Origin of the sequence: Acinetobacter sp. (assembly GCF_049284435.1) — a bacterium.
Classification (GTDB): domain Bacteria; phylum Pseudomonadota; class Gammaproteobacteria; order Pseudomonadales; family Moraxellaceae; genus Acinetobacter.
Map to the genome: position 1 here is coordinate 65,102 of NZ_JBAPXX010000043.1, position 13,107 is coordinate 78,208.

Sequence of the window (13,107 nt, forward strand, 5' to 3'; positions counted from 1 at the left end):
TTAGTTGGCGCGAAGGGTGACAGTTTTTTGCAGATCGGCTTCGCTAAACTTAACCCGGCTGACCTGATCACCATTTTCCAGTCCTTGAACCACGGCAATGTTGTCGCTATAACGCTGTTCTAGAACCTGAACATTGACCTTGATAATTTTATTCTGGCGAATCACCCAGACATAGGGTTTGCTCTGGATATCCTGAACGGTATCTAATGGAATAAGCTGGCCAGAAATCTGTTGTGAACTCAGAATGTTGCCTTCTACAAAGGAGCCAATGCTAAGTGAAGGAATTGTTTCATTTGGCGTGGCAAAGAATTCGATCTGGCGACTGGCCTGATCTGCAATGGGGGAAATCCGGCTAATCACAGCAGTAAGTCGATTTGGATTGCCTTGAATGCTGTATTCGACTTGACTGCCCAGTCTTAAACCTGATTGCAGATCACTGGGTACACGTGCCTGAATTTCCAGCCGTTTCGGATCGACAATTTCAAACAGGGTTTGTCCAATTGCCACGGTTTGGCCAGGTTCGACCTGACGCTGGGTAATCACGCCACTGATCGGGCTAGTCATGGTGCCATCACGATCTGCTTTTTGGGCAATATCGACATTGGCTTGCTGGGCGCGGACATTTTCAAGCTGGGCCTGATAATCGACTTGGCTTTGTTCATATTCTACTTTTGAAATAAAGCCCTGATCGAGCAGGCGCTTTTTACGCTGCATCATGTTGCGAGCCTGATTGGCTTGCGCTTGAGTTGAGGCCAGATTCGCACGTGCCTGTGCCAGACGGGCTGCATTGTCCTGATTATTCAGGCGTACCAGCACCTGTCCTTTGGAAACCGTTTGACCTACCTGTGCGTTTACGCTGGTGGCAGTAGCAGAGACCTGTGCTTGTATGCTGCTTTGATTGACTGCACGAATAGTGCCGGTAAATGCAGTTTTTTGAACTGAATTGCCAGATTGAACTGCAACTAGGTCTTGAGGAATGACTTCAATGGATTTGTGTGTTTCTGCTTGCTGTACGGGTTCATTTTTATCACAAGCCACTAAAAACATATTTAAGCAAAGCGCACTCATGATCAGGATAGAGCGTGGGGAATGCATATTTAAATCATGAGAATGCGGTGCAGTTTGCATATGAGTCCTTTTAGCGTGCTGTGGATCAAAACCTCAACACGCTATTTGCATTTATTCAAGTGCTTTTAAACGGGCGATAATTTTGTCGTATTCTGCTTCCAGATTTCGATAGCGACTTTGTAAAGATTGAATATTTTCTTTTTGGGAAACGAGATTTTTCTGGTTATGGTCTAATGTTGTTTTCAGGTGTGCCGGCGGTGTTTTGCCTTTACGTAAATATTCACGTTCCTGACGCACAAACATGACCCGATCTTTTTGCAGTTGCTTCATTTGCTCTTGCTGAAAATCAATCTGTTTTTTTAACTGGACCAGGCTGTCATTTTTTTTCTGTAAAGCGGTCTGGCTATTGTTATAAGCACGCTTGAGTTTATGATCTTCGGCAATCCGCTGTGCCTGTTGGGCACGTTGTGGCGCTTGCCTGATATCCGCTTCGGCATTATAAGGACGGGCACGCTTAATGACCTGCATATTCTGGTCAAGTGCTTCATAGCCATAACGGATATGATTTGGCGTGACGTTAGTACTGATATTGGCCACACCTTTGCTGTCATAATAACGATACCAGGTGGCTTTTTGCGGGATTTGATTACTACTCGCGCACGTTAAGCTCACCTGTAACAGTAGCAGTACAACAACAATGAATTGACCAGTCATTTTATTTTTATCAATGACAGCAAGTTTTCTTAAAAACTGACTCATCATTGGCTCCCCGAATTTAAAGTTGACTAAATTACTTATTTTAAAGTAATAATCTTGTTATACTAGACTTAAATTTATCAATAAAAAACTACCGTTAGTCAAAAAAAAACCAATAACGATAAGAAAATGTGAAGCTGTTATTAAAAATAAATGATTTTGTCTACTTGTGTAGAAAATGTTCATTGATAATACAAGGGACTTTATGTTAAAAATGTTTATCGATCGTAATAAAATAATCCTATGAGCCTTATGGCATATAGTTTCTAAAATGGGAAGGGTTAAACAAATGGACGATAAATTCCAAAATCTAAAAATTATGGTTATTGATGACTCAAAGACCATTCGTCGTACTGCGGAAACTCTTCTTCAACGCGAAGGTTATGAGGTCATTACTGCAGTAGACGGTTTTGAAGCGTTGTCAAAAATTGCCGAAGCAAATCCAGATATCGTTTTTGTAGATATCATGATGCCGCGCCTGGATGGTTATCAAACCTGCGCATTAATCAAAAACTCTCAGAATTACCAGAATATTCCTGTGATTATGCTATCAAGTAAAGATGGCTTATTTGATCAGGCCAAAGGTCGTGTCGTGGGTTCAGATGAATACCTGACCAAACCTTTTAGTAAAGATGAATTGCTAAATGCAATCCGTAACCATATTAGTGCTTAATATTTGATTTTTTTTGGGGAATTGGCATGGCACGTATCCTAATTGTGGATGACTCACCGACAGAAACTTTTCGCTTTAGAGAGATTCTTTCTAAACATGGCTTTGAGGTGATTGAAGCAGCCAATGGCGCAGATGGCGTCACCATGGCACAGGCAGAATTGCCGGACCTAGTCCTGATGGATGTAGTGATGCCGGGCGTGAATGGATTCCAGGCGACCCGTCAGATTGCGCGTGGTGCAACGACCAAACATATTCCAATCGTGATTGTCAGTACCAAGGATCAGGCCACTGACCGTGTATGGGGCAAGCGTCAAGGCGCAGCGGATTATCTAACAAAACCAGTCGATGAAAAACAATTAATAGATGTAATTAAGCAGCACCTCAATGCAGGATAAGCTCTATGGCAGCAAATGGATTTATCGAATTGCTTCGCATTGCGAAACGGGGGAATAAAAACTACGTTTCCAATGGCAATGAAGTTAACCGATGGTCGGGTATTGCTTTTGAGATGATGGGGCAATATTTTGTTGCCCCGCTGGGGGAAGTGTCAGAAGTGATTTATCCCCCAGAATATACGCCGGTACCCAAGACGCAAGCATGGGTGTTGGGTCTGGCGAATATCCGGGGAAGACTGTTGTCTGTTTCTGATCTGACGCAATATGTATCAGGGCAGAGCAGCCAATTCTCACCGACTCAAAAAGTATTATGCACCAACCATAATGACCAGTATGTGGGTTTGGTCGTAGATCAAGTTTTGGGTATACAACATTTCAATAAGAAAAGTTTCTTTTCGAAGAAATCTGAATTGGATAAAAACTTACAAGAATATTGTCAGGGGTTTTTCCATCAGCACAACCAGCAGTGGCATGTGTTTTTATTCAGTCGTCTGTTGCAAAATCCAAAATTTATGAACGCATCTATAAAATTTATAAATTAAATGTCGCGCTCGAAAGTAAGCAAGGCGTCAACCGGGGAGAGGCTGCATGGGCTTTAAACTTAAAAAGAAAAATACAGGTGAGAGCACTGGCCGCAAGGGCGGTAATGCTTTTTTAGCTAAGATTCAAACGCAAATAGATCAGTTATCACGTGTCTTCGGTGATAGTGAAAAATCAAAACCGCTGATCTATGGAGCAGCAGGCTGTCTTTTAGCCGCACTGATCACTTTATTGTATCTTTTTTATAGTGTACCACGTACCAACGAACTCACTCAGAGTCTGGGTGACCTGCGTCTCCTCTCGCAAACCATTTCGCGCCAGGCGACTGAAGCGACCGCTTCCGGTACGCCAGAAGCTATGAAAAACCTGACTGACTCGCAAAAAGCCTTTGCTGAAAATCTTGAGACAGTTAAAAGTATTCACTCTAACAATGATGCGTTGCAGGCGGTTGATAAACAGTGGACAGAAGTATCCAGCAGTATTGATCTGATTACCTCGCAACAAAAGATTATTAACCAGTTATACGATACCAACATCGCGATTGGTGAAGCAATTCCAGGGATTCAGGCGGAATATAACTTGATGGTCGACCAGATGGCACGTCAAGACATGCCATCAAACCAGGTGGTTATTGCCAAAAACCAGGTATTTATTGCGGAACGTATCTTGCGTTCGATCAGTCTGGTACTGACAGGTAATGATGGTTCACGTGAATCTGCGGATGACTTCAGTGCCGATACCGAAACTTTCGGTTCTTATCTGAATGCACAATTGAATGGTTCTGCTGAACTGGGTGTACAGCGTATTGATGATCCAACCCTGCGTGAATCTCTGGAAGGAATCAAGGCTGAATATGATGACGTACTGGAATCAGCATCAGCAATTATTCTCAAAAACTCTGCACAGATCGTAAAAGTTCGTCAGGCCGCTGCATCAATTTTTTCCCAGTCTGATGTGCTTTTAGACAACCTGAATAAATTATCAGGTAACTCAGGTCTTAAAACGGTGGTTCCAGCTGTCCTGCTGATTGCATTATTAGTCGGTTTCTTGCTGTGTGTATTCAAGTTACTTTCTCTGCGAGGCTTGTCAGATAAGCAGCGTGTAGGCCGTTTACAAGAAGAATATGACCGTAACCAGAATGCGATTTTACGTTTACTCGATGAGATCGCCGACCTTGCAGATGGTGACTTGCGTTCATATGCAACAGTATCTGAAGACTTTACTGGTGCGATTGCCGACTCGATTAACTTTGCGATCGACCAGTTACGTGACCTGGTATCGCGTATTACTGAAACTTCACAAGAAGTTGCGCAATATACCGCGACCACGCAAAGCATTACCAACCAGTTAGCCGAAGCATCTGAACATCAGGCACAAGAAATTGCTGGTGCTTCTGCCGCAATTAACGAAATGGCGATGTCGATTGATCAGGTATCTGCCAACGCCGATGAATCAGCAGTGGTAGCTGAGCGTTCGGTACAAATTGCTGCGAATGGTGCTGATGTTGTACATCGCTCGATTGAGGGTATGGACACGATTCGTGAACAGATTCAGGAAACATCAAAACGTATTAAACGTCTGGGTGAATCTTCTCAGGAAATTGGTAACATCGTAGCCCTGATTAACGATATTGCCGACCAGACCAACATCCTGGCATTAAACGCAGCGATTCAGGCATCGATGGCCGGTGAAGCAGGTCGTGGTTTCGCGGTCGTAGCCGATGAAGTCCAGCGTCTTGCAGAACGTTCAGCTTCTGCAACCAAGCAGATTGAAGGCCTGGTAAAAACCATTCAGACGGATACGAACGAAGCCGTTATTTCGATGGAACAAACCACATCGGAAGTTGTACGTGGTGCGAACTTGTCTAAAGATGCCGGTGTAGCACTGGATGAGATTCAAACGGTATCGAACAACCTTGCGAAACTGATTGCGAACATTTCTGATGCTGCGAAACTGCAGTCAGCATCTGCGGGTCATATTGCGACCACGATGAATGTCGTACAGGAAATTACCTCGCAAACCACCAGTGCAACCTTCGATACAGCACGTTCGGTATCTGAACTGGCAAACATGGCCGATGCATTACGTGAATCTGTATCTGACTTTAAGCTACCAGAATAAAGTCAGACATGATGGGGAAATGTGTCTTGACCGCGGTTGAGACACATTCAGAAAATACAGATAAAGCCTCGACAAGATGTACTTAACTTCATACGTTAGGTATCGCGTGACGGTCACAATTAAGTTTGAGCGCCCTTCTTGGCGGCATAACGTAAGAAGCATGAGCTATGAAAGAAATATTAAAAAATTTAGTTGAAACGACAACGCTTCCTGAAGATAGTTATCTTGACCAAGATGCAGAAATTCTTGAAATTTTTGTTGAGGAAATCGAAGAAATCTTCGTTGAGTTAAATGCTTTATTTCCAGAATGGTTGACTAATCCAGATCATCAAGAAAATCTGAAGACCATTCGCCGCCATTTTCATACCCTGAAAGGTTCAGGCCGCATGGTCGGGGCAAAATCGGCAGGGGAAATGGCCTGGGCGGTTGAAGATACCTTAAACCGGGTTTTGTCCGGTTCGATTCAGCTAACACCGACGGTACAGAAATTTGCCCAAGCGGTACTGAATGTCTATCAATATGCTTTATATCCAAAATTCAAACATGTACAGCAATTAGACCTCGACCTGCGCCCAATGGTGCTGTTGGGACAACAATTACAACAACAAATTTCGCCTGAACCTGCATTGGAAGAATTACTGGCATTGGCAGATCATTTGACTGCTGAAGGTCAGATGACAGGTCTTGAGCTTGCAGACAATGAGCCAAGTGAAGCTGAGCTAACAGTAGCGCCAGTAGAAGTACCGGTTCGCAGTGATATCGAAGAAACTGTGGCGATCTTTATTGAAGAAGCAGAAGAGCATCTGGAAACGATTGCCACCTTCCTTCGCACTGAAGATGAAAAATCACAAGATTATAATGCCCTAATTCGTGCGATTCATACCTTGCGCGGCAGTTCATCGATGGCGCAGATTGACCAGATTTTTGAGGCCAGCTCTAAAGTAGAGCATCTGTTCAAAACCTTGCTACAAGATGAAATTGTCTCAACCTCAAAAGAAACCGCTTTACTGATTCAGTATGCCGAGTTTGTCAGTGACTATCTGCATTTGCTACGTCAGGGCAATACTGCAAAACTGGATGCGGTATATGCCACCTTTGAGCGTGTCTGGAATGATTATGGCTTTGCAGTTACTGAAACCAATAGCATTCAGACACAGGGACTGGTGTCCAAACTAGTTGAACTGGATATTGATCTGTTGCTGGATGCCGAGTTTGAATTTGATAAACGCGCCCAGGTTGATTATCCGGAATATATTCAGGCACTCAGTCAGCAGGCTGCAGAATTGCTGGCCCATACAGAGAGCCGGGCAGCCCAAGGTATTCATGAATTTACTAGTGATCTGAAATCGGCTTATGATGCATTGCTTGAAAAGCCAGTGTTATTGAAGAGCAATTATGCCTATGAGCTGTTTGCACAGGCGCATCAGGAGTTTATTCATTTGTTTGATACCTTGGCCGCAGGGCAGCGTGTCATTCTGAATGAAGAAATTCAAAAAATACTTAGTGAATTGTCTGCATTTGTGCAGCAGGATCTTGAAATACCTGCTGAAGATCATGCAAGTCAGCATGTTCAGGTGACTGAAGCGGTTGCCCAGGTAGCCGAACCTGTAACAACAGGCAGTGTCGATTTTGCAGGCTTGAGCCAGCGTATTGCTTTGGATCGTCAGCAGCAGCAAAGTGCTGAAACCAATCGTGATTTTGATGAAGAATTATTAAGTATCTTCCTAGAAGAAGCGGATGAATTGCTTGCAGGCATTGATGAAGACCTGAATATCTGGAGCAAAAAGCAGGATGATACGACCTCACTGAACAATCTGATGCGTCATTTGCATACCTTAAAAGGTGGTGCAAACATGATCGCAGCATCGCATATCGGTTTGATTGCGCATGAACTGGAAAGTATTTATGAGCGGGTGATCCGTCAGCAAATTGCTGTGACGCCTGCTTTAATCCAGATTATTCGTCTGGTACAGGACAACATTTCCGATCGTATTCAATCTATTCGGGAAGATGGTATTGATTATCCTGCAACAGAAGCGATTGCGATTCTGCAAAATATTCAGGCGCTGGTTTCTGGACAAGTTTTTGCTGCTGTTGAGAGCGCGAACATTCTGGTTGAAGTTGCAGAGGTCGAAGCGACATCAATTTCTGAGCCACAACTTGAAGAGTCAGCAACGACTGAACAGCCTGCAACTGATCTGGCTGAAGCTGAAGAATTACTGGAAATCTTGGAATCTCCTGAGGCTACTGAAAACACACCAGTAGAACGTTCTGAAGAAGACGAACTAAAATCCATTGTTGAAGAATCTTTCCTGGAAGAATCCGAAGAGATTCTGGCGAATGCCGAGAAGCTTTTCAATCAATGGTTTGATCAGCGTAGTGACCGTAGTTTATTGCTGCAATTACAGCGTGCTGCCCACAGTATCAAGGGCGGCGCACGTATGATTGATGTTGAAGAAGTGGCCAGTATTGCCTATGAGCTGGAAACGACTTTCGAACAGTTTGCGGTCTATCAGTTTAACTCGAATGCCTATGATGGCTTATTACAGAAAACGCTGGTCTGGTTAAGACAGGCGATTTTCCAGCGCGACTATAGTGGTTTTGAGCCGCTGCACAGCAGTCTGAAAAAGATTGCTTATGTGGACGTTACTGCGCAATTGCCTGAGCGTCTGGCGAAAACAGATAATCTGGTGGTCAGCACCGACTTTGGCTTCGTTGAAGGTGATGGTACTGAACCGCCACAGATGATGGGTGAGTGGGCGAATAGCGGCACCAGCGATAGCAATAACGAGATGATCCGTATCTCTGCTGATCTGGTCGAGAAGATGATTGACCTGTCCGGTGAGAACTCGATTAACCGTTCGCGTATCGAGATGGACCTGGGTCAGCTGGGCAATACCTTGAACGAGATGGAATTGGCGATCAAACGTCTTGCCGATCAGTTACGTCGAATGGAAGGCGAGCTGGAATCACAGATTATTGCCAAACACGGTTCAGAGAACTCGCGTTATGCCGACTTTGACCCGCTGGAAATGGACCAATATTCCTCTCTAAACCAGCTGTCCAAATCACTGGCAGAATCGGCATCGGATTTAGTCGACTTCAAGAGTACGCTTGCCGACAAGATTCGCGAAACCGAAGGACTGTTATTGCAACAGTCCCGTATTCAGGCCGAGATTCAGGAAAGCCTAATGCGTACTCGTCTGGTCCCGTTTGACCGGATGTTGCCGCGTTTACAGCGTATCGTGCGTCAAACCTCGACCACCTTGAACCGTCCTGCAGAACTGATCGTACAGAATACCGAAGGTGAACTGGACCGTAACATTCTCGAGCGTCTGGTCACTCCATTTGAGCATATGTTGCGTAACGCGATTGACCATGGTCTGGAAGATACTGCAGATCGTATCGCACTGAACAAGCCGGAAGTGGGTTCGATTGTTTTGAACATCAGCCGTCAGGGAACCGATGTAATCGTGTCCTTTAGTGATGATGGTAAGGGGATTGATGCAGAGAAGATTCGTGAAAAAGCCCTGAGTCTGGATCTGATCAAAGCGGATCAAGTCATCGATCAGGAAGATATCCTGCAATTTATCTTCCATCCTGGTTTTAGTACCGCGAAAGCAGTGACCCAGATTTCTGGTCGTGGTGTCGGTCTGGACGTGGTGCAAAGCGAGATCAAATCGCTGGGCGGTCATGTTTCGGTGAGTTCACAACTGGGTCAAGGCACCATCTTTACGATTCGCGTACCGACTACCGTAGCGGTCAGCGATGCCTTGATGGTGAAAGTGGGCGATCAGCAATATGCGATTTCATTGGCGCAGATTGACCGAATCGTGCGTATTGCGCCGACCACATTGGAAAGCTATTTCAACAGTAAAGATGACTATTTCAAGATCGATGGCGAAAACTATAAGCTGCGTTATCTGTCTGAGTTTGTTGGCAACCAGCCGATTCCACGTCTGAATAATGTTGGGCATTCATTGCCGGTGCTGTTGATCAAAGGCAATAGTGGTCAGACGATTGCCTTGCTGGTCGATCAGCTGGTCGGTTCACGGGCGCAAATTGTAGTGAAACCGATTGGACAGCAGTTTGCCAACGTCGGGGTGGTGGCCGGTGCCACGATTCTGGGTGATGGTCAGGTCTGTCTGATTCTCGATGGGCAGAATGTTGCCCGCCAGATTCAGGCGACACAGCGTGTCAAACAGCTGAATGATCAGCGTGATGGTTCGCGTAATTCCAATGCACGTCGTCTGGTGATGATTGTCGATGACTCAGTGACTGTACGTAAAGTGACATCGCGTCTGCTGGAACGTCAAGGCTATGATATTGTCACTGCCAAAGATGGTGTGGATGCGATTGAGCAGCTTGAAAATGTCAGACCGGATCTCATGTTGCTAGATATCGAAATGCCACGTATGGATGGTTTTGAAGTTACCAATCTGGTTCGTCACCATGATATTCACCGTGACTTGCCGATTATCATGATTACCTCACGTACTGGTGAAAAGCATCGTGAACGTGCATTTAGCTTGGGCGTAACGCACTATATGGGTAAACCGTTCCAGGAAGCGGAACTGCTGGCCAATATCCAACAACTCATTGCTGAAAAACAGGGGTAATACATGAGTCAGACCAATTCGAGCAGTAAAATGGCTGATCAGATTAGCCAGCAGGAACTTCAGCATCTGATTACGGTATCGACCGGATTTATTGATGCCTATATTATTGACTGTCATGGCAAAGATCCCATGTTATTGCCACAAAACATTGTCCTGTCAGCACTGGATAGCAATACGCAGGTCAAGACTGTGGAATGGCATGAAGCCCAATTGCCGGTCTATGCAGTGAATGATCCGTCACGTCAAAATGGGGTGGCACTGGTGATTGAGGGTGATGAAATCACTCAGCGCTTTGCCTTAATGTGCAATGAAATGCCGAAAACCATCCGGATCCGTATTTCCGAAGTGGTCGATGTCGATCAGCCGGTGAATGATCCTGCCATCTTTCAATATGTGCGTATGAACGAACAGCTGTTCCATATTCCGAATATGACGAATATTCAGGCTACAATCGGACTGTAATCCAAACTATAAAATATAAAAAAGGAACTCTATCGAGTTCCTTTTTTATTGCGTTATGAATTTACTTAGTTGGCGAGTAAATTCACTAGAATCTGTTCATAAATTTCAGCCAATGGCTCTAAGTCTGTAATATCGACATGTTCATTGATCTGGTGGATCGTGGCATTTAATACGCCAAGTTCCAGCACTTGTGCACCTGTAGGCGCAATGAAGCGACCATCTGAGGTGCCACCTGAAGTGGATAGTTCGGTTTCAGTTCCTGTTACATTCAGAATCGCAGTTTTAGCTGCATTCACCAGTTCACCGACAGGGGTCAGGAAAGGCAAGCCCGACAAAGTCCAGGAAACATCATAGTCCACACCATGACGATCCAGAATTTCCAGAGTACGTGTTTTGAGTTCTTCCGCGGTCACTTCAGTTGAATAGCGCCAGTTGCACAATAGATTCATGGTACCGGGAACAACATTGGTTGCGCCTGTACCCGAATTGATATTAGAAATCTGGAAGGTCGTCGCCGGGAAATATTCGTTGCCATGATCCCAGACTGTGTCGCACAGCTCGGCAATGGCTTTAGAAGCGGTATGAATCGGATTGACTGCCAGATGCGGATAAGCCACATGACCCTGTTTGCCTTTGACCGTTAGGTTGGCATTTAATGAACCACGACGGCCATTTTTGACAATATCGCCCAGTTTGTTAGTGCTTGAAGGTTCACCGACCAGACACCAGGTGATTTTCTCATTACGTGCTTCCAGTGTTTCAATCACTTTCACCGTGCCGTTAATCGATGGGCCTTCTTCATCTGAAGTAATCAGGTAGGCAATCGAACCTTTATGATTCGGGTATTTTTCAACAAAACGCTCTGTTGCGACCACCATGGCTGCCAAAGCCGTCTTCATATCGGCACTGCCACGACCATAAAGTTTGCCCTCACGGATTTCTGGTAAAAATGGATCTGAGTTCCAGGCATCCAGATTCCCTGTTGGCACGACATCGGTATGGCCAGCAAAACAGAAGACCGGACTTTCTGTGCCTTTACGTGCCCAGATATTATCTACATCTTCAAAGCGCATGGATTCAACATTGAAACCAATCTTCTTTAAACGTTCAGCCATGATGTTCTGGCAGTCATGATCAATCGGTGTGACAGAAGGCTGACGTAATAGTTGCAGGCTTAAATCGAGGGTAGCGGAAGAGCTCATACGGTATTCAACAGTCGATAATTTTTTCGGTTCTATAATAGGCGAATATAGGCTTGAATGTGAACGACTGATATAAAAAAACCCTATCTGGGATAGGGTTCTGTGAGCGTTTAGGAAAAAACTAGTTTTGACGGATTTCGTCAGAGGTTTTTTCAGCAGTATTGGTTACGGCATCGCCAGCCTTAGACACATCTTTGCCCATGCCTTTTACGGTGTTACAGCCAGTCAATACAAAAGCCATCATTAATGAAGCAGCAAGAATTTTTTTCATCATCATCTCCGTATAATCAATAATAAAATTATTATGATGTGGGACTTAGAGTAGAAAATATACGCTCTAAAAAATATGTGGTTTTCATAGTGCTTCGGTTAATAAATGTAATGCTTTATAGGGGCTTATGCGATGGATGCTGGATCAGCACCGGATTGCGATACATATAAAAGTCATTGCTATCGAGTTTTTTATAAAGTCCATCCGTCCACCAGATCGCAGCTGAACTGCTCGGCCGGGCTTGCGGATAAATCCATTCATGTCGTTGCAGACGATAGAAACCGTGCTGTGCAGCAGGAATATACTGTCCCCATAAACCCAGACGCCGTTCTATATTAATCCATGAGGGAATTGGCTGATCGGCATGATGTGTAGGCAAATACAGCTGTCCCTTGAGGACGCAAAACCGTCTTTGAATGGGATGCTGCAAAGCCTCATCAAACTGGAATTGTTTTTGTGTGAAATGCTTCATTTTTCTGATTAAAGTATCGGTGCGGTTCAGGCCATACCAATGCGACAGGCTAAAATCGGCTTCGGCCAGATAATATTTCAGTGCTACTTCCCAATGTTCAATCTGTCCTGTATCGGTATTTAATAACAGGAAATCCAGTTCGCCTAAGGTCTTTGCACCCTCAATTTTTTGCAGACTATGGCCAAGCAGCCGATAAGGATGGTAAGCATCATCGAGTAACCAGAACCAGACCAGCATTTCAAAGCGCAGTCCCAAACGTGTGCTTTTTAATTGCTGCACAAATTCGATTAATTCTTCAGCATGCTGATCAAGAAATTCCAAGCGTGGATGATAATGGTCAAGATGTTGCTGCCAGGTCTGGCTGTCATGCAGTTCAAAACGATGTATGAGTTCAAGTTCATCTGGAACATGGGACAGGATATTCGGACTTCCGACAGCAAATGCCAGTTGCCGCACCAGAGGATGTTGATAACGTTGCCATGCTTCTACAAGATTTTGGTTTAAATTGGAAAAGGGCATAGTACAACC

At 44.7% G+C, this 13,107-nt stretch carries 11 protein-coding genes; 6 read left to right on the forward strand and 5 right to left on the reverse strand.

What is annotated here, in order from left to right; all coding sequences use genetic code 11:
• On the reverse strand, nt 1-1,128 hold the full coding sequence (locus WAK81_RS03520; protein WP_422195705.1) for an efflux RND transporter periplasmic adaptor subunit: 1,128 nt from the start codon (nt 1,126-1,128) through the stop codon (nt 1-3).
• Between the two features lie 51 nt (nt 1,129-1,179).
• Nucleotides 1,180-1,827 carry a hypothetical protein gene (locus tag WAK81_RS03525; RefSeq protein ID WP_422195706.1) on the reverse strand — a complete coding sequence of 216 codons (648 nt, stop codon included), beginning with the start codon at nt 1,825-1,827 and terminating at the stop codon, nt 1,180-1,182.
• A 286-nt stretch (nt 1,828-2,113) separates the two neighbouring features.
• Here WAK81_RS03525 and pilG point away from each other — a divergent pair, with 286 nt between their 5' ends.
• From pilG to WAK81_RS03555, 6 genes are all read left to right on the forward strand, one after another.
• Nucleotides 2,114-2,497, forward strand: coding sequence for a twitching motility response regulator PilG (gene pilG, locus WAK81_RS03530; protein WP_004280711.1), 384 nt, complete (start codon nt 2,114-2,116; stop codon nt 2,495-2,497).
• A gap of 26 nt (nt 2,498-2,523) precedes the next feature.
• Entirely contained in the window at nt 2,524-2,892 is a 369-nt protein-coding gene (locus WAK81_RS03535) for a response regulator (RefSeq protein ID WP_004280710.1), read from the forward strand.
• Between the two features lie 5 nt (nt 2,893-2,897).
• On the forward strand, nt 2,898-3,434 hold the full coding sequence (locus WAK81_RS03540) for a chemotaxis protein CheW (protein ID WP_422195707.1): 537 nt from the start codon (nt 2,898-2,900) through the stop codon (nt 3,432-3,434).
• Nucleotides 3,435-3,480: 46 nt separating this feature from the next.
• A complete protein-coding gene (locus WAK81_RS03545) occupies nt 3,481-5,553 on the forward strand; it encodes a methyl-accepting chemotaxis protein (protein ID WP_422195708.1) in 2,073 nt (690 codons plus the stop codon).
• Between the two features lie 167 nt (nt 5,554-5,720).
• Nucleotides 5,721-10,172 carry an Hpt domain-containing protein gene (locus WAK81_RS03550; RefSeq protein WP_422195709.1) on the forward strand — a complete coding sequence of 1,484 codons (4,452 nt, stop codon included), beginning with the start codon at nt 5,721-5,723 and terminating at the stop codon, nt 10,170-10,172.
• 3 nt (nt 10,173-10,175) lie between these two features.
• Nucleotides 10,176-10,634, forward strand: a complete 459-nt coding sequence (locus WAK81_RS03555; RefSeq protein WP_219308686.1) for a hypothetical protein — start codon at nt 10,176-10,178, stop codon at nt 10,632-10,634.
• Nucleotides 10,635-10,699: 65 nt separating this feature from the next.
• Here the strand turns inward: WAK81_RS03555 and dapE are convergent, their stop codons facing one another.
• The 3 genes from dapE to WAK81_RS03570 all read right to left on the reverse strand — a co-directional run bounded on the left by dapE (nt 10,700) and on the right by WAK81_RS03570 (nt 13,098).
• Nucleotides 10,700-11,836, reverse strand: a complete 1,137-nt coding sequence (dapE, locus tag WAK81_RS03560) for a succinyl-diaminopimelate desuccinylase (RefSeq protein WP_422195710.1) — start codon at nt 11,834-11,836, stop codon at nt 10,700-10,702.
• 121 nt (nt 11,837-11,957) lie between these two features.
• The gene (locus WAK81_RS03565) at nt 11,958-12,110 is read right to left on the reverse strand and encodes an entericidin A/B family lipoprotein (RefSeq protein ID WP_004280704.1); all 153 of its coding nucleotides are present in this window, start codon (nt 12,108-12,110) and stop codon (nt 11,958-11,960) included.
• Nucleotides 12,111-12,222: 112 nt separating this feature from the next.
• Complete coding sequence (locus WAK81_RS03570) at nt 12,223-13,098, reverse strand: DUF1853 family protein (protein ID WP_422195713.1); 876 nt, start codon at nt 13,096-13,098, stop codon at nt 12,223-12,225.
• Between the last annotated feature and the right edge of the window lie 9 nt (nt 13,099-13,107).